This window comes from Lonsdalea populi (assembly GCF_015999465.1).
Lineage (GTDB): Bacteria > Pseudomonadota > Gammaproteobacteria > Enterobacterales > Enterobacteriaceae > Lonsdalea > Lonsdalea populi.
In genome coordinates, this window is record NZ_CP065534.1 from 3,143,904 (window position 1) to 3,169,029 (window position 25,126).

Consider the following 25,126-nt stretch of genomic DNA (forward strand, 5'->3'; position numbering starts at 1 on the left):
ATTCCTTATAGCCCCGCTTTTAAACTTGCTTCAATAAATTTGTCCAGATCGCCGTCGAGCACCGCCTGGGTGTTGCGTGTTTCCACCCCGGTACGCAGGTCTTTGATGCGCGAATCATCCAGCACATAAGAACGGATCTGGCTTCCCCAGCCAATGTCGGACTTGTTGTCTTCCAGCGCCTGTTTTTCAGCATTTTTCTTTTGCATCTCAAACTCGTACAGCTTGGCTTTCAGCTGTTTCATCGCCTGATCTTTGTTTTTATGCTGCGAACGGTCGTTCTGACACTGGGTAACGATGTTGGTTGGTATATGGGTAATACGCACCGCAGACTCGGTTCGGTTAACGTGCTGACCGCCGGCGCCGGAGGCGCGATAAACGTCGATACGCAGGTCGGCCGGATTGATTTCGATATCGATATCGTCATCCACTTCGGGATAGACGAAAGCCGAGCTAAAGGAGGTGTGACGACGGCCGCCGGAGTCGAACGGGCTTTTGCGCACCAGACGATGCACGCCGGTTTCCGTCCGCAGCCAGCCGAAGGCGTAATGGCCGATGATTTTGATAGTGGCGGATTTGATCCCGGCCACTTCTCCGTCGGACTCTTCAATCACTTCGGTTTTAAAGCCCTTGGCTTCCGCCCAGCGCAGGTACATACGCACCAGCATGCTGGCCCAGTCCTGCGCTTCCGTACCGCCGGAACCCGCCTGAATGTCGAGATAGCAGTCCGCGCTGTCGTACTCGCCGGAGAACATACGGCGGAATTCGAGCTGGCCGAGTTTATTTTCCAGTCCGTCGAGTTCAGCGCAGGTTTCGTTAAAGGTGTCTTCGTCGTCTTCTTCCACCGCCAGTTCCAGCAGGCCGGAGACATCTTCCAGCCCCTGCGTCATTTGGTCGATGGTATCGACGATCGCTTCCAGAGAGGAGCGTTCTTTACCCAGCGCCTGAGCGCGTTCAGGCTCGTTCCAAACGTCCGGCTGTTCCAGCTCGGCGTTTACTTCTTCGAGGCGTTCTTTCTTGGCATCGTAGTCAAAGATACCCCCTCAGAACCACTGTCCGTTCAGACAGGTCCTGAATTCGGTTTTTTACCGGATTAATTTCAAACATGATGGTTAAGATCTTTTGTTGGTCAAAGGGACGACGTGTATTCAAACGGCGAATTGTAACGGATCCACGTCGGGGTTTATAGCGATCCGTTCAGTTTTTACCGGCGGACGCGCACGACGAAAAGGCGTCGCCGCGCCCGCCGGATTCAGGCAAAAGCTCACGCTACAGCGGCCACAAATGTTCGATAAGCAGCTGCACCGAACGCTTGCCGCGATACTCGTTCACGTCCAGCTTGTAGGCCAATTCCACCTGCCGGACGCTGCTGTCCGGCCACTGCGTGGTATCCACGTTGAACGCGATGCCGTCCAGCAGAGGGCCGCCGGCCAGCGGCTCCACCATCACCTTAAGATGCCGCTCCCCCACCAGACGCTGTTGCAACAGGCGGAAGCGACCATCAAATATCGGCTCGGGGAACGTCTGCCCCCAAGGACCGGCGTCCCGCAGCAGCTGCGCGGTACTCAGCGTCAGTTCCGGGACGGCCAGCTCGCCGTCGGACCAGATGACGCCCTGTAGCTGAGAGGCATCCAGCCACTCGCCGACCAGCTCGCCGAAGCGCTGGCGAAACTCCTCAAAACGCGCTTCTTCCAGCGACAGCCCGGCGGCCATCGCATGCCCGCCGAACTTCAGCATCAGGCCGGGACAGGTGGTGTCCAACCGCTCCAGCGCGTCGCGCAGGTGCAGGCCGGCAACCGAGCGGCCCGAGCCTTTCAGAATGCCGTCGCCCGCGGGGGCGAACGCAATAACCGGGCGATGGAAACGCTCCTTGATGCGAGACGCCAGGATACCGACGACGCCCTGATGCCACTGCGGGTGATACATCGCCAGACCGCAGGGCAGCGTCTCGCTGCTGCGTTCGAGCTGTTCGCACAGCTGCAGCGCCTCGACCTGCATCCCCTGCTCGATCTCGCGCCGGGTCTGGTTGAGCGCGTCGAGATCGCTCGCCAGCATCCGCGCCTGAACGATGTCCTCACACAGCAGCAGCGCCACGCCGACGGACATATCATCCAGCCTTCCGGCGGCGTTCAAGCGCGGGCCGAGAGCAAAGCCGAGGTCGCTGGCGACAAGCTGCGCCGCCTCGCGGTTGGAGACCTCCAGCAGCGCGCGAATCCCGGGCCGGCATTTCCCCGCGCGGATGCGGTTCAGGCCCTGAGCCACGAGGATCCGGTTGTTGGCATCCAGCGGCACCACGTCCGCCACCGTACCCAGCGCCACCAGATCCAGCAGCTCTGCCAGATTGGGCTCGGGCAAGCCGTGCTGTTCAAACCAGCCGCCGTCGCGCAGCCGCGCCCGCAGCGCCATCATCAGGTAGAACGCCACCCCAACGCCCGCAAGGGATTTGGAGGGGAAATCGCAGTCCGCCAGGTTAGGGTTGATAATGGCATCCGCCGCGGGCAAGGTTTCGCCCGGCAGATGGTGGTCCGTCACCAGCACGTCGATGCCACGCCGGTGCGCATCGTCTACGCCCGCATGGGAAGAGATCCCGTTGTCGACGGTGACGATCAGCTGCGCGCCTTTGGCCGCCGCCTGCGCCACCACCTCGGGGCTGAGGCCGTAGCCGTCTTCAAAACGGTTAGGCACCAGGAAGTCGATATGCTGACCGCCCATCCGACGCAGCGCCAGCACGGTCAGGGCCGTACTGGTCGCGCCGTCCGCGTCGAAATCGCCGACGATCACAATACGGCGCTTATCCGCCAGCGCCGCTTGCAGATAGCCCACCGCCTTGTCGATCCCCGAAAGCTGCCGGTAGTTCAGCAAGCCGCGCAGACTGCGATCCAGCTCCTGCGCGGCCTGAACGCCACGTTGGGCGTAAAGCCGACGCAGCAGCGGCGGCAACGTGTCGGGAAGATGATGACTCTCTACCGCCGGACGGCGGCGGAGCTGGGTTACGAAAGTCACGGAGCGCTTAACCACCCGACTTCTGAGAGGCTTTGTGCGCCTGCAGCATGGCGGCCATCTCTTTCGGATCCTGATAACCCGGGATCACCGAGCCATCGTCCAGCACAATGGCGGGCGTTCCCTGAACGCCGAACATCACGCCGAGCTGGTAGTGCGCGGAGATATCGGTTTTGCAGGTCGCGGGAGAGATGTCGTCGCCTTTCATCGCGGCATCAAACGCTTTTTTGCGATCGGCCACACACCAGATGGATTGCATATCCTTTTCCGCCTGAGAGCCTGCTCCCTGACGCGGGAACGCCAGATAGCGGACGGTGATGCCCAGCGCATTGTAGTCGTTCATCTGCTCGTGCAGTTTGCGGCAATAGCCGCAGGTGATATCGGTAAACACCGTGATCACGTGCTTTTCCTGCGCCGCCTTGTAAACAATCATCTGATCCTTCAGCGCTTCCAGCCTCCCCATCAGAATAGCGTTGGTGACGTTGACCGGATTTTTTCCGCTCACGTCATACAACGGTCCTTGCAGCAGGTGCTTGCCGTCATCGGCGATGTACAGCACGCCGTTGTCGGTGAGCAAGGTTTTCATTCCCGGGATGGGCGCAGCCTGGATTTCCGCATTTTGTATACCCAGACGGGTGAGCGACTGTTTGATGGCGGCGTCGTCCGCGCTGGCGCTCATGGCGACGACAAGCAGAGAAAGCAGTAATGCACTCTTTTTCATAAATGGGTCCTGTTAGTGGATAAGGCGTCATCGTCAGCCGATCTGGTTGACGCGCCCCACCCCATAATTCATCTGTCAATCACGCCCGGGGATGATGCTGCTGGTGCAGCTGCTTCAGGCGTGCTGTGGCGACGTGCGTGTAAATCTGCGTAGTGGACAGGTCGCTGTGGCCCAGCAACATCTGTACTACACGCAAATCCGCACCGTGGTTCAGTAAATGCGTAGCAAAAGCATGACGCAAAACATGCGGAGAAAGTTTGGCGCTGTCAATAGCAGCAATGACCGCATAGTGTTTAACGCGGTGCCAGAAAGTCTGGCGGGTCATCTGCTGCCCCCGGCTGCTGGGGAACATCACGTCGATCGGCTTATCGTTGATAAGCCAAGGGCGACCGTATTCCAGATACTGCTCTATCCAGTGCACCGCTTCTTCTCCCAGCGGCACCAAGCGTTCCTTGTTGCCTTTGCCGATCACGCGAACCACTCCCTGACGCAGGCTGACGTCGCTGATAGTTAATCCCACCAGTTCCGAGACGCGCAGGCCGGTGGCATACAAAACCTCCAACATCGCTTTGTCGCGCAGTTCAAGGGGCGTGTCGACAACGGGGGCATTGAGCAGCGCATCGACCTGCGCCTCCGTTAAATCCTTCGGCAATCGCTGCGGCAGTTTGGGAGAAGAGAGCGCCGCGCTGGGATCGTCCGGGCGCTGCTTTTCGCGGTAAAGATACTGAAAAAGTCGCCGGGTAGCGCTCAGCAGACGCGCGGAGCTGGTCGCCTTGTAACCCCCTTCCAGCCGTTCGGCCAGAAAAGCCTGCAGGTCAGCGGCTTCCGCCTGCAACAGACTGCTATCGTGGTGCGCCAGCCAGTCCGCCAAGGCGCACAGATCCTGTCGATAGGAAGCCAGCGTGTTTTCCGCCAGATTTCTCTCCAGCCACAGCGCGTCAAGAAACTGTTCGATCACGGCCTGATCCGGTGTCTGCATAGCGGGCTCCTCTGTTTCATGCGGGACCATTATGCCTGACAGCACATGAACGGGGTACAATTCGGAAATTGCTTTTATTTTTATCATATCCTGCGGAAAAAAATGCGGCTTAAGAGATTATATCTTATTAATCGGGCGAAAAGCGGGACACTTCCTAACGCAGCCCGCGCCAGACGCGGCCTGACGGTTTGAAAATAAGCATTTTGTATGCATAAAATACGCATCCGTGTTGTTAAAAAACAGAAAAAAACTATGCAATCCTCCGTCGCACCCACCGTTGATGATAATCAAGTACCAGACGCCCCCATAAACTCCCGTAATAAGGTTGTGGTTGCTTCTCTGGTCGGCACTGCCATCGAATTCTTTGATTTCTATATCTATGCTACCGCCGCGGTGCTGATTTTTCCGCACATCTTTTTCCCTCAGGGTGATAACACGGCGGCAACACTCCAGTCACTGGCGACGTTCGCGATTGCCTTTATCGCACGCCCCATTGGTTCTGCCCTGTTTGGGCATTTCGGTGACCGAGTAGGACGAAAAGTCACGCTGGTGGCTTCGCTGCTGACGATGGGGATTTCCACCGTCGCGATCGGCCTGCTGCCAAGCTACGAAACGATCGGCATTCTGGCACCGATGCTGCTGGCGCTGGCCCGCTTTGGCCAGGGTCTCGGTCTGGGCGGCGAATGGGGCGGCGCGGCGCTGCTCGCGACGGAGAACGCGCCGGCGCACAAACGCGCCCTGTACGGCTCGTTCCCCCAGTTGGGCGCACCGATCGGCTTCTTCTTTGCCAACGGTACCTTCCTGCTGTTGTCCTGGCTGCTGACGGATGAACAGTTTATGCAGTGGGGCTGGCGCGTCCCGTTCATTTTCTCTGCGGTTTTGGTGCTGATCGGGCTGTATGTCCGCGTTTCGCTGCACGAATCCCCGGTCTTTGCCAAAGCCGAACAGGCGGGTAAAAAAGTACGGATACCGATGGGGACACTGCTGAGCAAACATCTGAAAGCGACGATCCTCGGCACGTTCATCATGCTGGCGACCTACACGCTGTTTTACATCATGACCGTCTACTCCATGACCTACGGCACCGCGCCGGTTCCGGCCGGGCTGGGTATTCCGCGCAACAACTTCCTGTGGATGCTGATGATCGCGGTCATCGGCTTCGGTCTGATGACCCCGGTCGCCGGCTATCTGGCCGATATCTACGGCCGCCGCCGCACCATGATCGTCGTGACCTGCAGCATGCTGGTGTTCGCCTTCGTGTTCCCCTACCTGCTGGGATCCGGCGAACAGTGGCTGGTAATGGCGTTCCTGGTCCTGGGGCTGAGCATGATGGGCTTTACGTTCGGTCCAATGGGCGCGCTGCTGCCGGAACTCTTCCCGACGGAAGTCCGTTACACCGGCGCCTCCTTCTCCTATAACGTGTCCTCGATTCTGGGCGCCTCGGTCGCCCCCTATATCGCCGCCTGGCTGACCAGCAACTATGGGCTGTTCTACGTCGGCGTCTATCTGGCGGCTATGGCGACGTTGACGCTAATTGCGCTGCTGCTGGTCAAAGAAACCCGTTACCAATCCCTCGATTGAACACCGTGGGCGAAGGCATCTGTCTTCGCCCCGATGCTTTTCCCACCGTCATTTGTGCTTTACGGACGTCGTATACTTCGCCAGACTAACGCACTGACTGTGCGGTGCCGCGCTGCGCCATCGCCTTACTATTCACTTTCCCAACACACTGACGGCTTATGAAGATAGGACTTTTTTACGGCTCCAGCACCTGCTACACCGAAATGGCGGCAGAGAAAATCCGCGACATCCTGGGTGCGGACATGATCGAACTGAACAACGTCAAAGATGTCGATCCCCAACGTATGGAAGACTATGAAGCGCTGATCCTCGGAATTCCCACCTGGGACTTCGGCGAAATTCAGGAGGATTGGGAAGCCGTCTGGCAGCATCTGCCGACGCTCAAACTGCAGGGAAAGATCGTCGCACTTTATGGTATGGGCGATCAGTTGGGATACAGCGAGTGGTTTCTGGATGCGCTGGGTATGCTGCACGAGCAGCTACAGCCGCTGGGCGTGAGGTTTATCGGCTACTGGCCGACCAAGGAGTACGATTTCATCAGCACCAAACCGCTGACGCCCGACGGCAAACACTTCGTCGGACTGGCACTGGACGAGGTGAATCAGTACGACATGAGTGAAGACCGCATCCAGCAGTGGTGTGAGCAGATCCTGCAGGAAATCAAAGCGCTACGCCGATCTGAACAGGCTTAGCGTGCGCCGCCGGGGCGGCGGTTGTCCCGACAGACCGTGTCCCGGCGCGCTTTTAAGGCCGTTAACGACGCTTCTGCGCCCACCACTTGGCGCGAGCGGCCGGCGTAAAGAAGCTCCAGGCGATAAAGCGGCTCTGCTTCTGCCCCTGTGCCATATTGACCGTTTTGACGCTCTCCACGCCAGTCTCATCCAACGCGCGATACAAATCCGGCAGATTCTCCTTGCGCGAGACCAGCGACGTAAACCACAGGCATTGGCGTGAAAAGACCGCGCTTTCGCGGATCATCTGTGCGATAAATGCTTTCTCCCCGCCGTCACACCACAGTTCATCCTCCTGCCCGCCGAAATTGAGCGGCGAACGTTTGTCCAGACCGAGGTTATGCAGCTTCCGGCGTGAGCCTTGCCTTGACTCGCTGGCCGAGGCATGGAACGGCGGGTTGCACAGCGTCGCATCGAAAATCTCATTTTTGTGAATGATGCCGTCGAGGATGGCCTGACTGTCTTTCTGACGACGCAGACGAATGGCGCGGCTCAGGCCGGGATTAGCGGCGATGGTCGCGTTGGCCGCCTGCATGGCCTGCGGGTTGATTTCACTGCCGGTGAAGCGCCAGCCGTACTCCCGGTGGCCAATCAGCGGATAAATACAGTTGGCGCCGCAGCCGATATTCAGTACGGAAGCATCGCGCGGCACCTGAGACTGATTATCCTCGGCCAGCAGATCGGCAAGATGATGAACATAGTCCGCCCGTCCGGGGATCGGCGGGCAGAGAAACCCCTCCGGTAAAAACCAGTGTTCAATCTGATAAAACTCGTGCAACAGCGCCTGATTCAACATTTTGACCGCATCCGGATTGGCGAAATCGACCGACTCGTCGCCGTAGTCGTTTACATGAACGAACGGAATGAGCGCAGGGTGCGTGAGTTTCAGAGCGGTAAAATCGTAGCGGCCGCGATGGCGGTTGCGCGGATGCAGCATATTTTTCTGCGCGGCGCGTTTTTCTGCAGGCGTGGTCATCAGCTTCTCTCTTGTTGAACGACGCGTAAGATACCCGCTGCGGTAAATCGCGTAAATCGCTGCGGGCATTTTTCTCACGCATCGGCCTGATCGACAGCGCCAGTTTTCTTCGCCTGTCGGCGAAGGGCGAGAGATTCAATAGTACACGGCAGGCCGTCATGTCACAGAGCAAGTCATTACCCTGCGCAGCTGTCCTTTTGCAGCAAAAGCTGCCGCAGGTGCCGCCACTCATCCCGCCCCATGCTGTCTGAAGAGAGCCACAGACGCTGTTCCTGGGCCGCGCCGTCCGCTGCGCGCAGCGACAGCAGAATACCGCTTTTAAGCATCCACGGACGTTTGACGATACGCCACTCTCGCTGCTGCCAGCGCAGACGGCGTTCGCCGTGCAGCGAGATCGCGCCGTGGCGGGATTTGATGTTGCGCTGGCTGCGGATGAATCCGAACATCACCAGAGACACCAGCCCCAGCCATAGCGGCGCATAACCGCTCGGCCACGGGGCCAGCAGAATCAAGAGCACCATAATCCCGTGCACCAGCAGAGAGAACAGCTGCATGCGCCAGGAAACTTTGAGATCACATTGCCACTGGGCCACGGTGTTTATTTCGCGTCTGAATAAGGGAAACCATGCGTTTGAGCTCCTGATCTGATGGTTCGCCGTGGTTCATCAACCAGTTGAACAGATCGGGATCGTCGCACTGCAACAGGCGGACAAAAGCATTTTTGTCGCTATCGTTTAACGTATCGTAGTCATGCTCGAAAAACGGCATGATGGAAATATCCAGCTCACGCATGCCGCGCCGGCAGGCCCAGTGAATGCGTGATTTATCATTGATATCCATATGATCGCTCGCTTTGTTCAATCAGAGGCTTCAGTGTAACCCTATTTTGTTCGATGATATTAAACCAATAGTAATACTTTGACATATTTTAGCGCAGGATCGACCTCGGCATCATTCACTCTGCGTAGCGCTTCGCGCATTCGACATCCTTCGCCAATCAACGCTTGCAAACCATTGCCGCTCTTTTACCATTAGGCGATTGCTGAATCCCCTCATCGCAGGACTGTAACCATGGCTAATACAATTCCATCACGCCCTTTATTTCCGTCATCCGTCCTTTCCGCCACGCTCATGACGCTGGACGACTGGGGACTGGTCACCCTGACCGGCCCCGACACGATCGGCTATGTTCAGGGACAGGTCACCACCGACGTGACGGCGCTGCAGCCTAACCAGCACGTGATGTGCGCGCACTGCGACGCCAAAGGCAAAATGTGGAGCGACCTGCGCCTGTTCCATCACAACGAGGGGCTGGCCTATATCGAACGCCGCAGCGTGCGCGACACGCAGTTGACCGAGCTGAAAAAATACGCCGTCTTCTCCAAAACCACGATAGCGGCGGACGACGAAACCGTACTGCTGGGTGCCGCCGGTCAAGGTATCCGGGAACAACTTGCGCCGCTGTTTGAGGCGCTACCGGATGCGGATAACGCCGTGGTGCAGGAGTCGGGTGCGACGCTGCTGCATTTCACTCATCCGAGCGAGCGTTTTCTACTGGTGCTGTCAGCCGAACGCGCAGCGACATTGCTGAACACGCTGGAAGGAAAAACGCAGCGAAATGACAGCAAACAGTGGCTGGCGCTCGATATCGAAGCGGGCTACCCCGTGATTGACACGGCAAACAGCGCACAGTTCATTCCGCAGGCAACAAATTTGCAGGCTTTACAGGGAATTAGTTTTCAAAAAGGGTGCTATGCGGGGCAGGAAATGGTGGCGCGTGCCAAGTATCGCGGCGCGAATAAGCGCGCGCTATATTGGCTCGCGGGCACGTCGATCAATGAACCAGCGGCGGGGGACGATCTCGAGCTCAAGCTGGGAGAAAACTGGCGCCGTACCGGAACCGTGCTGGCGTCCGCGCGTTTGCACGACGGCCAGCTGTGGGTGCAGGCGGTGTTGAATAACGATTTGGACGCTGGCAGCGAGCTGCGCGTGAGGGACGAAAGCGCCAGCGCACTGTCGATTCAGCCGCTGCCCTACTCGCTGGAGGAGTAAGCGGACACGCGTGCGGGGGGGGGGTTAAACATAAAGATAGACCGCCAAAAAATGGCACAAGCAGCCCCCCAGCACGAATCCATGCCAGATAGAATGGTTGAAGGGGATCCACTTGCTGGAATAAAAAACCACTCCCAGCGTATAAATCGCCCCGCCGACCGCCAGCAGCACCACACCGCCGAGGGAGAGCGTCATCGCCAGCTCATAAATCACGATCAGCGATAGCCAGCCCATAACCAGATAGGTCACCAGTGAGAGGATCTCAAACCGGTGCGCAAACGCCATTTTGAAGATGACGCCCAGTAGCGCCAGAATCCATATGGCAATCATCAGTCCATACGCCAAGGGCGATTTTAGCCCCACCAGCAGGAACGGAGTGTAAGTGCCCGCAATCAGCAGATAAATCGCACAGTGATCGAACTTTTTCAGCCAGCGTTTAGCGTCCAGATTGGGAATGGCGTGGTAGAGCGTGGAAGCCAGAAACAGCAAAATGATCGTGGCGCCGTAGAGGCTATAACTGGCGATGGCCGTGGCATCGGCACCGTTGTTTTCCGCCTGCGTCAGCAGTAAAACCAGACCGATAATTCCCAGCACTAAGCCGACGCCGTGACTGATGCTGTTGGCGATTTCCTCCGCCGGCGAATAACCCGAATCCAATCCCTGCTTCTTCATGACCTACCTCTTGAAAAATCTTTTTCGCCGCTCAGCGAGGACTTTTATCATGTAAAAGCCCAAGTGGATGACGTAACCGCCACCAGAGTAACGGAGAATTATTTCAGTGTACACGCGTAAGCTGAAATAATTCCAGCCCCCAGGAGAGGGCCGATCGTTCCTCCGCATCTGCATTTCAATGCCGCCAGCGTTGCCTTACAATTGGGCACTTTCTTTTCTGGAGATTATTGAGATGTCCCTTGCCGTACTGGACTTCGGTCCTCTAACCGACGTCGTCGCATTCTTGATGGAGGTTGATAAGCTCAAAAGTGTGAAACGCCGTTCCAAAGTGATTGGCACTGACCGTCAGGAAGATTCTGCCGAGCATAGCTGGCACTTCGCTCTGGCGGCGATGAGCCTTGCGCCATACGCGGGAGAAGACGTCGATATTCAACGCGTCATCCAGATGGCGCTGATCCACGATATTGTCGAGGTCGATGCCGGCGACGTCCTGGTTTACGATCTTCAGGGGCGAGCCGAGGTACACGATCGCGAAGTCGCGGCAGCTGCACGGTTGTTCGGTCTGCTGCCGGAACCGCAGCGCAGCCGCTTCCACCAGCTGTGGCTGGAATATGAGGCCAGCGAAACGCCGGACGCGCGCTTCGCGCTGTTGATTGACCGCCTGATGCCGGTGTTGATGAATCTTCACAACAGCGGTCAAAGTTGGGTGGAGCACGGTATCCGTCTGGAACAGGTGCTGTCGAGGAATGCCTTCATCAGCGAGGTTTATCCTGAACTGTGGAACTATCTCAGTCATCACCTGGAAGTCGCACAGAGCAAAGGCTGGCTGAAGTAGTTATTCCGCTTCCCGGTCTGTTGCCTGTCACCTCGACCGGGCAACAGGCCGGCGTTCATTTCAGTCTTTCAGCGGCTTATGGGCCGTTTCTTTCGCCGACCACAAGGCCCATAGCGTCAGACACAGCGCCAGCGTCACATACAGCGAAACCGCCAGCGACGTACCGTAAGATGCAAACAGATACGTGATAATCAACGGCGCGAAACCACCGCCAACAATCCCCGCCAGCGTATAAGCCAACGACGAGCCCGCATAGCGCACCTGCGTAGGAAATTGTTCGGTGATGAACGCCGCCTGTGGCCCATACATCGCCGCATGGATCAGCAGCCCGACCACGACCGCCAGACATATCTGCACCGGCTGCGTACTGTCCAACAAGGCGAAAAAGACGAATGACCAGATGACCGCCGCCAGCGCGCCGCCCATATAAACCGGCCGTCTTCCGAAGCGATCGGACAGTATGCCGAACAGCGGGACGGCAATGGCATTGCCGAACGCCCCCAGCATGGTGGCGGTTAACGCTAGCGGCCGCGGCAGATTCAGTACCGTCGTCACATACGTCAGAGTGAAGACCACCACCAGCGCATACAACACATCGGAACCAATGCGCGATCCGCCGGCGACCAACAACGAACGCAGATGCTGACTAAAGACGATACGGATTGGCGCCTGCGTGATGTGTTTGCTTTTCTCCAGCTTGAGAAAGGCGGGCGTTTCACCGACGCCGCTACGCAGCCACAGGCCGAACATGACCAGCACCAGACTCAGCAGGAAAGGAATACGCCATCCCCACTCCTGAAAGCTTTCCGGAGACATGCAGAGCGTCACCAGCGTGATAAGACCGGTGCCGATGAGCGTGCCGCAGGAAGGCCCCACCTGAGCAAACGAGGCGTTGCGCCCCCGCTGATGCGGCCGGCCATGCTCCATCGACAGCAACACCGCTCCGGCCCATTCGCCGCCCAGCGCAATCCCCTGAATAAAACGCAGTGTGACCAGCAGCAGCGGACTCCAGATTCCCCAACTGGCGTAGCCGGGCAGCACCCCCATTAACGCCGTCGTTACCCCCATGATCACCAGCGTGGCAACGAGTACGAAACGCCTCCCCAGCACATCGCCCAAATGACCAAAGATAATTCCGCCGATAGGCCGCGAGACGTAGCCGACGGCATAGGTGGAAAAGGCCAGAATCGTCCCCACCAGCGGATCGAACGATGGAAAGAATATATGGTTAAAAATCAGCGCCGCCATAATGTTGTAGACGGTAAAGTCATACCATTCCAGCGCCGTGCCGATAGAGCTGGCCGCCGCCAGCTTGCCGGTATTCGGCGTTTCAGTGGCGAGCGGCGTCGCCTGTCCCGCCGTTTCGGTCGTTCCGGTATTCATTATTTCAGCTCCTGTGCGGTAAGTTGCCAACTTAAGGCGTAGTGCAAGACATCATGAGAAGACACACTCAAGGCCTGTGCCGCCAGCGCCGCCATCCGCTCACCGGCGGCGGCGGAGCTGCTTTCCAGGACCAGTAACGGCACCAGCGCCGAGGGTTCTGGGGACGCATTAGGCAGCGGCGTGCTCAACGCCGCATCCGGCAACAGCAGGCTGCTGCTGACGAATCCCGCCACCTCGGACAGCGATTCCCCCAAATGAGCGATACGTTCGATGAGCGCGCCCTCCTCTGCCGGGGCGAGGGAAAGCAGGCTCAGATAACTCCCCGTCCCGCATCCGGTAACCGCCACGATAGCGCACACCCGCCGCAGCGGATCGCGCATACGCAGCAGGTTGGTTTGCGACCACGCGGTCTGGTGGGAAAAGGCCGCCTGATAGGACGGAGAAGTAAAGCAGTCCAGCGACGTCGTCTTGTACAGCCCCAGATATTTGCGTCCGCCCTGCAACGCCTGATAGCGCGTGCCGGCCAGAAAACCGGGGATCCGCACCCGCTCTTCCACATGTTCACGGTCGTACCATTGATTGAAATCCGCCTCGTCCTGCGCGGCGACGTCGGTGGCGACAAGCAGCATCCCGTTGGGAGTCACAGTCATGAGTTTTCTCCTGTTCATTCAAATGAGGCGGCGAGGCCGCCGTTGAAACATTGTTCAATCGACAAGGCCCATCCCAATAGTGCGTTGTCTTGCAGCGGCAATCCGGCCGCCATCAGGCCGACCGGCGCATCGCCCGGTTGTTGGCACGGCAGGGAGACCGCGCAGCCGTCCAGAAAGTTGATGATGGAAGGGTTTCGCAATGCCGCGCCGTTAACGCGAAAATAGGTCTCCTCATCAGCCTCCAGCTCGGCGATGGTTGGCGCGATAAAAGGGACGGTCGGCATCAGTAACGCGTCGTAACCTTGGATTTCGACGGTCACTCGCTGCTGCCACTCGGCGCGCTGGCGCACCAGCAAAGCCCTATCACGCTCGTTCAGGGCCGAGCCACGGCGAATACGCGACAGCACTCGCGGGTCATACTCGACAGCATGCCGCGCGATCAACGACTGATGCCAACGCCATGATTCCAGCGCGGTGAACCCGCCTGCGGCGTTGATAGCAGCCAATTCAGCAAAGGCCGTACAGGGAACGGTTTCAATACGCGCTCCTGCCCGCGCCAAACACCATAGGCTGTGTTCGAAAGCCGCCCCCACCGCATCATCCAATCCGTCCAGCACCTGCGTCTGCGGCACCCCGAACCGGGCCTTCGACAAAGGCTGAGCCTGCGGCGACAGAGGCTGCCGGGAGAGGATGCGGTCCAGCGCAATGCAATCGGCGGTACCGTGGGCGATGACGCCAACGGAGTCCAGCGATGGCGACAGCGGCAGCATCCCCGAGTCATCCATCCGCCTGGCCGTAGGCTTGTAGCCTGTCAGGCCGCAAAAAGCCGCCGGAATCCGCACGGAACCGCCGGTATCGCTGCCAACCGAACCCAGACACATGCCGTCCGCGACCGCGACCGCAGCACCGGAAGAGGAGCCACCTGGAATGCGTCGATTTTCCCGGTTCCACGGGTTGGCCGGCGTACCGTAGTGGGGATTGATTCCCAAGCCGGAATAGGCGAACTCGGTCATATTGGTCTTACCCACCACGACCGCGCCGGCGTGAAAAAGACGGCTGACCACGCCAGAATGCGTATTGGCGGCGGGGGCTGCCGCCAATACGCGTGAACCGGCCTGCGTCGGCTCGCCGGCGACGTCGAACAGATCTTTAATGGAGATCGGCACGCCATCCAGCGCTGACCGCGCGCCGCCTGCCGCGCGCCGCTGATCGGATTCCAGGGCCTGCTGGCGGGCCTCGTCGGCGTAGATCCGGGTAAAGGCATACGCCCCCTCGCCCTGGACATCGGCAATCTGCGTCAGCGCGGCCTCGGTTAAATCAGCCGATGTCCACTCGCCCTTCGCCAGCCCGACGGCGGCCTGCTGTAATGTCAGCACGCTCATCACGCCACCACCGGCAATAAGACGCTGGAATAGCTGTGGCTGATGGTGCGTCCGAGATGCTCATCGACCAGCGCCATACGAAATTCCGTCGCCGGGCGAATGCCGCCAATCGCCGTCATCGTGCCGCAACTCATGGCGAGTCCGTCGGCCAGCCTCGGCACGTCGGGCGTCAGATAGCGTTCCAACAGCACCATCGGCGGTTGCAGGCTAGCCAACGTGCCTTCCTGATACAGACGATACTCTCCGTCTTCGACTATCCATGAGCGCAGGATCAGCGAATCCCAATGTGCGATCACCTCACGCAGCGGCCAGGCTTCCCGCGCCACCGGCTTGGCGCACAGTTGCTTTGACAACGCCACGCTCTGCGCTTCCAACTGACGATCGGTATGATCCGACGCCAGCGAAACATAAAGTTCGCCGCGATAAGAAAAGATGAGAGGTTCGGCTTCGCCGGAACTGGCGTTGCCGACCACTTCCACAAGGGAGGACTGCGTTAGCTGGTTCGTCGCCACGCGATAGAAAAGCGGAATTGCACTAGGTTGAGGCACGCCCAGCGCCTCCAGTTCCCGGATATGGTGCATAACAGCGTCGCGATCGCGTCCGGTCCAGCCCGCGATCACCAGACGATCGATCTCGACCTCAATCAACTTTTCTGCTGATTTTTCCGGCACATTGAAGATCAATTTCATGACGTAGCCACTCCTTCATTAAAAAAGCACTGTGAAATTTCACACAATTTTCAGTTGAGGAATAAGCGATTTTCGTGCCATGTTTTGTGTACTATGGTGAAAGACTTTTCTTTGCAGGAGCGATACGTGAAGCACGTCGATGAACAACGTCAGGTCTTGCCGATAGCGGAAAAGACCGGACTCTCGCAGAACGAGCTGGCCTATCGGCGATTCAAACAGTTGCTGGTCACGCTGAGCTACAAACCTGGCGAATACGTGAATACGGCGCAGGTCATGAATGCGCTTGATATGGGCAGAACGCCCGTCAACCAGGCCATTCACCGCCTGGCAAACGAGGGATTGCTGCAGGTGATCCCGCGTAAGGGCGTGATGGTGTCTCCCCTTTCGATCAACGATGCGCTGGAGCTGATCGACGTTCGTCTCGCGAATGAGAGCCTGTGCATACGGCTCGCCTGCCAGCGCGCCACAGGGGCGCAACTGAGCGAACTGAGCGAGCTGAATCACCAGATCGAGGCCGCCTGTCAGGCCCGCGACCTAATACAAATGATGACGTTGGACCACCAATTCCATCAGATGCTGGCGCAGATCGCCGGCAATAGCACCCTTACTGATATTCTCAGCGTCCTGCACGCCAGAGCGCAGCGTTTTTGGGCCAGCACCTTGTCCCGAGAAAGGCACATGCAGGAAGTGGTTGAAGAACATCGCGCCGTCATCGAGGCGCTAATGCGACAAGACGCCGCCGCCGCGGAAGCCGCGATGGAAGCGCACATCCTGTCGTTCCGCCACGCATTGCTGCGCACCTTTTAATCGTGCTGAGCCGCTCAAAACATCGCGGGGGGCTTGCCTCACAGCAAGCCCCCCGCGCTTCTCGTTGAAACCGTCCTTAATGAAAGAGAGACGCCGTCAAACGTAGTCGCTGACGGGAACGCAGGAGCAAAACAGGTTGCGATCGCCGTACACGTCGTCCAGACGCTTCACGGTCGGCCAGAACTTGTTCGCGGCCCCCGCCGGGAACACCGCCAGATCGCGCTCGTAAGGGTGAGTCCACTCGGCCACCAGCTCAGTCTGAACGTGCGGCGCGTTGACCAGCGGGTTATCGTCCAGCGGCCACTCCCCGCGCGCCACGCGGTCAATCTCTTCCCGTATCGCCAGCATCGCGTTGATAAAGCGGTCCAGCTCAACCTGACTTTCCGACTCCGTGGGTTCAATCATCAACGTGCCCACAACCGGGAACGACATGGTTGGCGCATGGAATCCGTAGTCGATCAGCCGTTTGGCGATATCCAGCTCGCCGATCCCACAGGCCTCCTTCAGGGGACGGATGTCCAGAATGCATTCATGCGCCACCCGTCCGTCGCGGCCGCTGTAGAGCACCGGGAACGCCGACTGTAGCCGCGTCGCCACGTAATTGGCATTGAGAATGGCGACCTGGCTGGCCTGTTTCAGCCCTTCGGCGCCCATCATGCGGATGTACATCCAGCTGATCGGCAGAATCGAGGCGCTGCCGAACGGCGCGGCGGAGACGGCGCCCTGCTCGGTCAGCACGTCGTCGATCTTGACGACCTTGTGCCCCGGCACAAACGGCGCCAGATGCGCTTTCACGCCTATCGGCCCCATCCCCGGCCCACCGCCGCCGTGAGGGATACAGAAGGTTTTATGCAGGTTGAGATGCGAAACGTCCGCGCCGATAAAACCGGGCGAGGTAATACCCACCTGTGCGTTCATATTGGCCCCGTCGAGATACACCTGACCGCCATACTGATGCACAATCTGGCACACTTCGCGGATCGTCTCTTCGTAGACGCCGTGAGTCGATGGATAGGTCACCATGATGCAGGCCAGCAGATCCCCTGCCTGCGCCGCTTTCTCCCGCAAATCATGCAGGTCGATGTTGCCCTGCTTGTCGCAGGCCACCACGGCCACGTCCATCCCCGCCATGTGCGCGGAAGCCGGGTTAGTGCCGTGCGCGGAGCTCGGGATCAGGCAGATCCGGCGCTGCGGCTCATGGCGGCTTTCATGATACCGACGGATGGTCAGCAGCCCGGCATATTCACCCTGCGCGCCGGAGTTCGGCTGCATGCACACGGTGTCGTAGCCGGTCAGCAGCACCAGCCATTCGCTGAGCATCGAGATCATCTGGCGATAGCCCTGAGCCTGCACCGGCGGACAGAACGGGTGCAACTCAGCGAACTCGGGCCAGGTGATCGGCAGCATTTCCGCCGCCGCGTTGAGTTTCATGGTACATGATCCCAGCGGGATCATGGCCTGATTAAGCGCCAGATCCTTGTTCTCCAGACGGTGCAGATAACGCATCATCTCAGTTTCGCTGTGATAGCGATTAAATACCGGGTGCGTCAGGATATCGTCCGTCCGCAGCAGCGCGGCGGGCAATGAATCCGATCGGGCGCTAACGTCACGATCCAGCGCGTCGATATCCAGCCCGTGATCGTCCCCCAGCAGGATGGAAAACAACGCCAGCACATCGTCGCGCGTCGTGGTTTCATCCAGCGAGATCCCGACCGCGCCGTCCAGATCGCGGCGCAGGTTGACGCCGAAACTGAGCGCCCGACTTAGCGTCGTCGCCTTGTCGGCGACCGAGACGGTCAGCGTGTCGAACCAGCGGGTATGCCATAACGTCACGCCGCGCTGTTGCAGCCCGGCGGCCAGAATATCGGTCAGGCGGTGGATGCGGCGGGCGATGCGTTTCAGCCCCTCCGGTCCGTGGTACACCGCATACATGCCCGCCAAATTCGCTAACAGTACCTGGGAGGTACAGATGTTGGAGTTGGCCTTTTCACGGCGAATGTGCTGTTCGCGAGTCTGCATCGCCATACGCAGCGCAGTGCTGCCCGCGGCGTCGCGGGAAACGCCGATGATGCGGCCCGGCGTCGCGCGTTTGTACTCTTCCCGACTGGCGAAAAACGCCGCATGCGGGCCGCCGTATCCCATTGGCACGCCGAAGCGCTGCGCGGAGCCAAAGACAATGTCCGCTCCCTGAGCGCCGGGGGCATCGAGCAATACCAACGCCAGCAGATCCGCTGCGACGCAGGTAATGACCTTGCGTTTGCGCAGGTCGCCCAGCAGCGTCCGGTAGTCGTGCAGTTCGCCGGTCGTGCCCAACGGCTGCACAAGCACGCCAAAGATGCCGTCATCCTTCAGCGCTGCGTGCGGATCTCCGGTTACGATGTCGAAGCCGAAGGCCGCTGCGCGCGTCCGCATCACATCCAACGTTTGCGGATGCACGTCATCCGCGACGAAGAAACGGCTGGCCTGCTTCAGTTTGCTGACGCGTTTGGCCATCGCCATCGCTTCCGCCGCCGCAGTCGCCTCGTCCAGCAGGGAAGCGGACGCCACCGGCAGACCGGTCAGGTCCTGCGTTACCTGTTGGAAATTCAGCAGCGCTTCGAGCCTTCCCTGGGAAACCTCGGGCTGATAAGGCGTGTAGGCGGTATACCACCCCGGATTTTCCAGCACATTACGCAGGATCACCGGCGGCATCCGGACGCCGTAGTAACCCATGCCGATATAGCTTTTGTAGATCTGATTACGGCTGGCGATCGCCTTCAGCTCCGCCAGCGCCTGATGTTCCGTGACGGCTTCCCCGACGGCGGGAGGGCTGGGCAGTTGGATATCCGGCGGGACGATCTGCTGAATCAGTCGATCCAGCGATTCTGCGCCGACCGCCGCCAGCATCTCTCGTTGCTGTTCGGCGGAGGGTCCGATATGGCGTTCAACGAAAGCGCTATGGTATTCAAGTTGACTGAGAGTCTGGGTCATTACGACATTCCTACATCAAACCACATCAAACAAGCGCCGCCGACGGCGCCCCGAAAGAGCGCCCTGCCGGGCGCATACGACGATTAGTGCGCGTCGTCCTCTTCATCCAGCAGCGTCTGATAAGCGGCGGCATCCAACAGCTCGTCCAATTCCGCGCCGTCGGCCGGCTTAATACGAAATAGCCAGCCGCTGCCGTAAGGATCGCTGTTAACCTGTTCCGGCGCGCCTTCCAGCTCGCCGTTGACCTCAACCACTTCACCGCTCAACGGGGTGTAGACATCCGACGCGGCTTTGACCGACTCCGCCACGGCGCAGTCATCCCCGGCGTTAAACTGGCCGCCCACCTCGGGCAAGTCGATAAACACCATGTCGCCCAGCAGCGCCTGCGCATGCTCGGTGATCCCGACACGATAGGTGCCGTCTTCGTCCGCCGCGACCCATTCATGGGACGAGGTATATTTCAATTCCGCAGGGACATTGCTCATTGCCATCTTCTCCTTTTAGACAAACGGTTAAATCTCAATCAGGGCTTTTCCGGCACGGACAAAATTAGGTTTCGTCACGCGTACCGGGATTTCACGCTGGCGTATACGCACCACCGCCTGTTCGCCGATACCTTGCGGGACGCGAGCCAGCGCGATGCTGACGCCCAGGGTGGGCGAGAACGATCCGCTGGTGATCACGCCTTCGCGAACCGCGCCGCTGGCATCGGTAAAGTGCACCGGCAGGCCGTTGCGCAATACCCCCTTTTCCGTCATCACCAGCCCGACCAACCGATCGGTGCCGTGGGCACGCTGGCGCTCCAGCGCTTCACGACCGATAAACTGACGATCTTCCGGTTCCCAGACAATCGTCCAGCCCATGTTTGCCGCCAGGGGCGAAACGCTTTCATCCATATCCTGTCCGTACAGATTCATGCCGGATTCGAGACGCAGCGTATCGCGCGCGCCCAGCCCCGCGGGCTGGACGCCCTCCGCCAGCAGCCGCTGCCACAGACCGATCGCCTGCGCTTTCGGCAGCGCGATTTCATAGCCGGACTCGCCGGTATATCCGGTGGTGGCGATAAACCAGTCGCCGCTCTGCACGCCGAAAAACGGCTTCATACCCGCCGTATCCTCGCGCTGCTGCGACGTCAGCAATCGCTGCACCTTTTCCTGAGCCAAGGGCCCCTGAATCGCGATCAGCGCCAGGTCGTCGCGCTCCTGAATCTGCACCATGAACGGTTTGGCCTGCTCCTCTATCCAGGCCAGATCTTTTTCGCGAGTGGCCGAATTCACCACCATCCGGAAAAAATTTTCCTTCAGAAAGTAGACGATCAAGTCGTCGATCACGCCGGCAGAGGGAGTCAGCATGGCGGTATAGAGCGCTTTACCAGGCTGCGTCAGCCGGGCGACGTCGTTCGCCAACAGGTGACGTAAAAACTCGCGTAAGCGTGCGCCGTGCAAATCGACGATAGTCATGTGCGAGACATCAAACATGCCGGCTCTCTTACGCACCGCGTGATGTTCCTCCAACTGGGAGCCGTAGTGCAGCGGCATCATCCAGCCATGAAAATCCACCATTTTGGCGCCGTCGGCCAAATGTTGTTCATACAGCGGGGTTTGCTTTGCCATCTTTTCCCTCTACGTTAACCGTGTTTGGTTGCAGCGGATGCGTCCAACGCAAACGTTATCTCTTCCTTTGAACTTACCACCGATGTGGGTTCTTAACCACACGCCATGCCATAAGCAAATCTATATAATAACGTCTGATAAAACTGTGATTTTCTTAGCGTCACACCCATCTTTTACGCTATAAAACAGGAGTTAATCAGCACATTTAAATTAATTTTTTCAGTTTATTGCTTAAAAATGATGAAAATCTTCGATTATCCCCTATTTATCAAAATTCATCAAAAACAAAACACATTAGATAAAGTAATGCGAAAAAGGATGTGAAATTAGATTATTTCAGGCAAGAAGTAGACGGTTAAAAGCCGTGAGCCGGCGGACGTGATGGACGCAATCGGCCGCGCAGCGATCCCCATCACGCTTTGCTGCGATGTTGAAAGAGACAGCCCGACCGCGATCGTGAATCAGGGGAGGAAGTGAGTGTAGGCAGGCAAATAAAAAGGCGGCACACCGCCGGTCTGTCATGACCGTGATGTGCCGCCCGCATCGAACGCGTCTGACTTAGATCAGATGTGCGATGTTGACGTTTTCCATCAGATAGTGGTTGTCGGAGTAATCCACCGGAATCGCGATCACCGCCGGTCCGTCGACATCCATCGCCTGATGCAGTTTTGGAATCAGCTCTTCAGCCGACTCGACCGCAAATCCTTTCGCGCCGAAGGCTTCCGCGTAGGCTTTGAAATCGATCGGTCCGAACTTGACGCAAGAGCCGCGGTTGTATTTCTTCTGTTCCTGAATCTCAACCATGTTGTAGGCGTTATCCACCCAGATGATATGCAGGACATTACAGTTCAGACGAACCGCCGTTTCCAGTTCCATACTGGACTGCATGAAGCCACCGTCGCCGGAGACCGACAGCACTTTCTGGTTCGGATTCACCAGCGCGGCCGCAATCGCCCACGGCAGCGCCACACCCATGGTCTGCTGACCGTTGGTCATCAGCACCTGGCGCGCGCGGAAGCTGTAGAGGTAGCGCGCCAGCCAGATATGGAAGCTGCCCATATCGACACATAGCGTGACGTCTTTGTTCACCAGCTCCTGCATCGCACGAACCAAACGCAACGGATGGATGGCAAAGCCGTTCATGTTGATGGCGTGAGTCGCCAGCTGATGACGCAGTTCTCGGCGCTCTTCCAGAATATTGATGGCGCCGGAAGACAGGCTAATCGGCGAATTCAGCTGCTCGTTCAGCATATCGATGGTGATGCAGATATCCCCAACCAGCTCCAGTTCCGGACGGTAGTCGCATTCCAGTTCGGACGGCAGCACGTCGATGTGCACCAGCGTCGCATTACCGGTGTTCCACAGCGCCGGCGCGTATTCGACCGGGCTGTAACCGACGGTGATGATCAGGTCGGCCTGCTGCAACAGTTTGTCGCCCGCCTGGTTGTTGAACAGGCCGACGCGACCGGCAAAATGGTCGAAGTGCTGCTGATCGATGACGCCGGCGGCCTGATAGGTGCTGGTGACCGGCAGCTGGCTGCGGTGCAACAGGCGGCGCAGCGCTTCCGCATTCTTCGGCTGGCTGGCCATCAGGCCCAGCAGCAGAATCGGGTTTTTCGCTTTTTCGATCATCTGCGCAACGCGTTTGACGTCCGCCAAAGGCGCGCTGTTCAGCGTCGGCAAATGGGTCGCGGCAAGCACAGGACTCGTGACCGGATCGTTGACGATGTCTTCCGGCAGGCTGATAAATGAAGCGCCCGGACGACCGAACTCGGCGGCGCGGAACGCATTGGCCAGCACTTCGGAAATTGCGGAGGAAACGGGGATTTCCGCGCTGAACTTGGTGACCGGTTTGAACAGGCTAACGGTATCCAGACTCTGGTGCGTCAGCTTCAGCCGGTCGGCGCGCTTCACCGCACCGCCCAGCGCAACAATCGGGTCGCCTTCCGAGGTCGCCGTCGCCAGCCCCGTCACCAGGTTGGAGCAGCCCGGACCGGAAGTCACCATCGTAACGCCCGCTTTCCCCGTCAGACGGCCGATCGCCGATGCCATAAAAGCCCCATTGGCTTCATGGCGTACGGGGATGGTCTGGATCGATGAGTCAACAAGAGAATCAAAAACGCGGTCAACTTTTGCTCCAGGAATACCGAAAACATATTTGACCCCTTCCTGCTCCAGATGTTTTACGATCAGATCCGCACCGCAAGCCCAGTGTTGTTGACCATCCTTATTTTCCATAACATTTTTCCTATGCATTTTGTGCTTTCTTTTCAGTACCTTGATGAACTTTAGCTTTCCACCGAGTGGATGACACTATCGAGATCGTCCGGGGACAAGTTGGCGCGCAGAAAATCCTTATCCAGAGGCAGGTCAATGATTAATTTGGCGATAGTGCCAAATTGCAGTACGCCGTTCTCCAGGCGGTAATCAAGGATATGCCCGCCGCCTTGTCGGCTATCAGTGATAAAATGCTCGTGATAGCCGGCGACATTGATCCCCTGAACATACGTCGGGCTACGAAAACCGATAACGTTGCCCTGGCAGTTGTCGAAACGGAAAGTCGGTTGCTGGGCGATAGCTTCCAGCATCGGTTTGTAAGGTCGTTCCTGGCGAGGTACCGTACGAGTTTCGACGTAGCTGAAGCAGCCATCGATTCGTAAAGCACAAAAAAGATTGTCTGTTGCAACAAAATCATCAATACGCTGATGAAGATCCTCACGACTGAGCGCATGGTCAAACTGCATCTTTTCAGTCGGACGGAAGAAGGTCATTACGGCAAAAGGCGTTTTCTGATCGGGCTTGGCGGCGCGTGCGCTGCCATCGGAGCGCAGCTGGAAAATACGGCTTTCCATGGCCACCAGCTCTCCGTCGAGATCGTTAAACGTGCCTAATCCGAAATCACCATGCTCCAGCAGATCCTCCATGGTTGTACTGCCTTCGTATACGCCATTTATCAATCCGCTCATCAGTGAGGTTTGATAGATCTGACACTCTGGGTGATGTTTCTGGTGCTGATGGACGAAGTTGGCAAGCTCTGCCATACAGGGGTCAACGCAGTTGGAGTCTTTCATATCCCTTCTCTTCCGACGAGGTGCGACATAAATTTAATTAATGTTTCCCTTAAATATTGCTCTCGTGAGATTCTAAGTTCCAATATAAAAACGTGGCTATTTGGAGATCTAAAATATATGGAGTTACGTTATCTGCGCTATTTCGTCGCCGTCGCCTCCACTCGACACTTTACCCGCGCAGCTGAATCATTAGGGATATCGCAACCTCCGCTTAGTCAGCAAATTCAAAAACTTGAACGTGAAATCGGGACTCCTCTGCTAAAGCGAATGACGCGAGGCGTAGAGATGACCGAGGCGGGAGAAGCGTTTTACCAGGATGCCAAGCAGATACTCGAACTGACCGACGCCGCCATGGATCGGGTGCGATGTATCGCTCGCGGAGAGAGCGGCGCCATTAATGTGGGGTTTTCTTGCGCAGTCACCTTCCATCCGCTGGTGCTGAAAATGCTGCGGCTTTACCGTCAGCGCTTCCCGAACGTGCAGATGCAGCCGCAGGAAGAGCATATCAACGAGATTCTGGAGAGCCTGCGCAATCGCAGCACGGATATCGCCTTCGTGCGACTGCCCTGTGACATCGGCGACGAGTTCGACGGCGAAATTCTGGTAGAAGAGGATATGCGGCTGGTGTTGCCGGACAACCATCCGCTCAGCGATCAGCAGGAAGTGCACCTCGGCCAGATGGCGTCGGAGCCGCTGATCATTTTCCCGCGCGAGCTCTGCCCCAGCCTGCACGACATGATCATTCGCGCCTGCTATCTGGCGGGTTACCAGCCAAAAATCAACCCGCTGGCGCCGCATATCACGGCGACAATCAGCATGGTCGCTTCCGGCTTCGGCATCACGTTCATTCCGGAGTCCCTGTCCTGCATTCACGCCGGAAATGTGACGTATCACAACATCGACACGCCCCATCTGAACACGCAGATTGCCGTTATCTGGCGCAAGCATGATACGTCAGCCACCCTGCATAATATGGTGCAATTGCTGCACGGCCACGAACAGGAAAGTTAATAGATA

At 58.1% G+C, this 25,126-nt stretch carries 23 protein-coding genes; 6 read left to right on the top strand and 17 right to left on the bottom strand.

Going from position 1 to position 25,126, the window contains the following annotated elements; all coding sequences use genetic code 11:
- Nucleotides 1–5: 5 nt before the first annotated feature.
- The 4 genes from prfB to xerD all read right to left on the bottom strand — a co-directional run bounded on the left by prfB (nucleotide 6) and on the right by xerD (nucleotide 4,697).
- A protein-coding gene (prfB, locus tag I6N93_RS13720) for a peptide chain release factor 2 (protein ID WP_099017443.1) occupies nucleotides 6–1,104 on the bottom strand; the annotation gives its coding sequence in 2 pieces (ribosomal slippage) (nucleotides 6–1,028 and nucleotides 1,030–1,104; 1,098 coding nt in all).
- Between the two features lie 162 nt (nucleotides 1,105–1,266).
- Entirely contained in the window at nucleotides 1,267–3,000 is a 1,734-nt protein-coding gene (gene recJ, locus I6N93_RS13725) for a single-stranded-DNA-specific exonuclease RecJ (RefSeq protein WP_085688779.1), read from the bottom strand.
- A 7-nt stretch (nucleotides 3,001–3,007) separates the two neighbouring features.
- The gene (dsbC, locus tag I6N93_RS13730; RefSeq protein ID WP_085688718.1) at nucleotides 3,008–3,718 is read right to left on the bottom strand and encodes a bifunctional protein-disulfide isomerase/oxidoreductase DsbC; all 711 of its coding nucleotides are present in this window, start codon (nucleotides 3,716–3,718) and stop codon (nucleotides 3,008–3,010) included.
- A gap of 79 nt (nucleotides 3,719–3,797) precedes the next feature.
- A complete protein-coding gene (gene xerD / locus I6N93_RS13735) occupies nucleotides 3,798–4,697 on the bottom strand; it encodes a site-specific tyrosine recombinase XerD (RefSeq protein ID WP_085688715.1) in 900 nt (299 codons plus the stop codon).
- 252 nt (nucleotides 4,698–4,949) lie between these two features.
- On the opposite strand from xerD, the gene I6N93_RS13740 reads away from it, so the two are divergent.
- Together I6N93_RS13740 and fldB are read left to right on the top strand one after the other, a co-directional pair.
- Nucleotides 4,950–6,278 (top strand): MFS transporter, encoded by a 1,329-nt coding sequence (locus tag I6N93_RS13740; RefSeq protein WP_085688776.1) that lies wholly within the window; start codon nucleotides 4,950–4,952, stop codon nucleotides 6,276–6,278.
- 158 nt (nucleotides 6,279–6,436) lie between these two features.
- Nucleotides 6,437–6,970 carry a flavodoxin FldB gene (gene fldB / locus I6N93_RS13745; protein ID WP_085688712.1) on the top strand — a complete coding sequence of 178 codons (534 nt, stop codon included), beginning with the start codon at nucleotides 6,437–6,439 and terminating at the stop codon, nucleotides 6,968–6,970.
- Between the two features lie 61 nt (nucleotides 6,971–7,031).
- Here fldB and rlmF read toward each other — a convergent pair whose 3' ends face one another.
- From rlmF to sdhE, 3 genes are all read right to left on the bottom strand, one after another.
- A complete protein-coding gene (gene rlmF, locus I6N93_RS13750; RefSeq protein ID WP_085688709.1) occupies nucleotides 7,032–7,985 on the bottom strand; it encodes a 23S rRNA (adenine(1618)-N(6))-methyltransferase RlmF in 954 nt (317 codons plus the stop codon).
- Between the two features lie 176 nt (nucleotides 7,986–8,161).
- Complete coding sequence (locus tag I6N93_RS13755) at nucleotides 8,162–8,578, bottom strand: protein YgfX (RefSeq protein WP_085688707.1); 417 nt, start codon at nucleotides 8,576–8,578, stop codon at nucleotides 8,162–8,164.
- A complete protein-coding gene (gene sdhE / locus I6N93_RS13760; RefSeq protein ID WP_085688773.1) occupies nucleotides 8,559–8,825 on the bottom strand; it encodes an FAD assembly factor SdhE in 267 nt (88 codons plus the stop codon). Before sdhE ends, I6N93_RS13755 begins: the two co-directional genes overlap by 20 nt.
- A gap of 231 nt (nucleotides 8,826–9,056) precedes the next feature.
- Between sdhE and ygfZ the strand changes: the two genes are divergently transcribed.
- Nucleotides 9,057–10,037, top strand: coding sequence for a tRNA-modifying protein YgfZ (gene ygfZ, locus I6N93_RS13765; protein WP_085688705.1), 981 nt, complete (start codon nucleotides 9,057–9,059; stop codon nucleotides 10,035–10,037).
- Nucleotides 10,038–10,061: 24 nt separating this feature from the next.
- On the opposite strand, the gene trhA is transcribed toward ygfZ, so the two are convergent.
- On the bottom strand, nucleotides 10,062–10,709 hold the full coding sequence (gene trhA, locus I6N93_RS13770; protein ID WP_085688703.1) for a PAQR family membrane homeostasis protein TrhA: 648 nt from the start codon (nucleotides 10,707–10,709) through the stop codon (nucleotides 10,062–10,064).
- 232 nt (nucleotides 10,710–10,941) lie between these two features.
- Between trhA and I6N93_RS13775 the strand changes: the two genes are divergently transcribed.
- Entirely contained in the window at nucleotides 10,942–11,544 is a 603-nt protein-coding gene (locus tag I6N93_RS13775) for an HD domain-containing protein (protein ID WP_085688770.1), read from the top strand.
- Nucleotides 11,545–11,604: 60 nt separating this feature from the next.
- Here the strand turns inward: I6N93_RS13775 and I6N93_RS13780 are convergent, their stop codons facing one another.
- From I6N93_RS13780 to I6N93_RS13795, 4 genes are read right to left on the bottom strand one after another with little or no spacing between them, the layout of a single operon-like run.
- The gene (locus I6N93_RS13780; RefSeq protein WP_085688700.1) at nucleotides 11,605–12,927 is read right to left on the bottom strand and encodes an MFS transporter; all 1,323 of its coding nucleotides are present in this window, start codon (nucleotides 12,925–12,927) and stop codon (nucleotides 11,605–11,607) included.
- Nucleotides 12,927–13,577 (bottom strand): DUF4286 family protein, encoded by a 651-nt coding sequence (locus I6N93_RS13785; protein WP_085688697.1) that lies wholly within the window; start codon nucleotides 13,575–13,577, stop codon nucleotides 12,927–12,929. Before I6N93_RS13785 ends, I6N93_RS13780 begins: the two co-directional genes overlap by 1 nt.
- Nucleotides 13,578–13,591: 14 nt before the next feature.
- Nucleotides 13,592–14,959, bottom strand: coding sequence for an amidase (locus I6N93_RS13790; RefSeq protein WP_085688694.1), 1,368 nt, complete (start codon nucleotides 14,957–14,959; stop codon nucleotides 13,592–13,594).
- Nucleotides 14,959–15,648, bottom strand: coding sequence for a DUF2848 domain-containing protein (locus I6N93_RS13795; protein WP_085688691.1), 690 nt, complete (start codon nucleotides 15,646–15,648; stop codon nucleotides 14,959–14,961). The genes I6N93_RS13790 and I6N93_RS13795 overlap by 1 nt, the downstream gene beginning before the upstream one ends.
- Nucleotides 15,649–15,741: 93 nt before the next feature.
- Between I6N93_RS13795 and I6N93_RS13800 the strand changes: the two genes are divergently transcribed.
- On the top strand, nucleotides 15,742–16,455 hold the full coding sequence (locus tag I6N93_RS13800; protein ID WP_085688689.1) for a GntR family transcriptional regulator: 714 nt from the start codon (nucleotides 15,742–15,744) through the stop codon (nucleotides 16,453–16,455).
- Between the two features lie 96 nt (nucleotides 16,456–16,551).
- Here I6N93_RS13800 and gcvP read toward each other — a convergent pair whose 3' ends face one another.
- The 5 genes from gcvP to budA all read right to left on the bottom strand — a co-directional run bounded on the left by gcvP (nucleotide 16,552) and on the right by budA (nucleotide 24,079).
- Complete coding sequence (gene gcvP, locus I6N93_RS13805) at nucleotides 16,552–19,425, bottom strand: aminomethyl-transferring glycine dehydrogenase (protein WP_085688686.1); 2,874 nt, start codon at nucleotides 19,423–19,425, stop codon at nucleotides 16,552–16,554.
- An 83-nt stretch (nucleotides 19,426–19,508) separates the two neighbouring features.
- Nucleotides 19,509–19,910: a glycine cleavage system protein GcvH gene (gene gcvH, locus I6N93_RS13810; protein ID WP_085688683.1), complete on the bottom strand. Its 402-nt coding sequence runs from the start codon at nucleotides 19,908–19,910 to the stop codon at nucleotides 19,509–19,511.
- Nucleotides 19,911–19,937: 27 nt separating this feature from the next.
- Nucleotides 19,938–21,038, bottom strand: a complete 1,101-nt coding sequence (gene gcvT, locus I6N93_RS13815; protein WP_085688680.1) for a glycine cleavage system aminomethyltransferase GcvT — start codon at nucleotides 21,036–21,038, stop codon at nucleotides 19,938–19,940.
- A 558-nt stretch (nucleotides 21,039–21,596) separates the two neighbouring features.
- Nucleotides 21,597–23,276 (bottom strand): acetolactate synthase AlsS, encoded by a 1,680-nt coding sequence (gene alsS / locus I6N93_RS13820; protein ID WP_085688677.1) that lies wholly within the window; start codon nucleotides 23,274–23,276, stop codon nucleotides 21,597–21,599.
- A gap of 50 nt (nucleotides 23,277–23,326) precedes the next feature.
- Nucleotides 23,327–24,079, bottom strand: a complete 753-nt coding sequence (budA, locus tag I6N93_RS13825) for an acetolactate decarboxylase (protein WP_253454706.1) — start codon at nucleotides 24,077–24,079, stop codon at nucleotides 23,327–23,329.
- A 147-nt stretch (nucleotides 24,080–24,226) separates the two neighbouring features.
- On the opposite strand from budA, the gene I6N93_RS13830 reads away from it, so the two are divergent.
- Nucleotides 24,227–25,120, top strand: coding sequence for a LysR family transcriptional regulator (locus I6N93_RS13830; RefSeq protein WP_085688671.1), 894 nt, complete (start codon nucleotides 24,227–24,229; stop codon nucleotides 25,118–25,120).
- The last annotated feature ends 6 nt before the right edge of the window (nucleotides 25,121–25,126 follow it).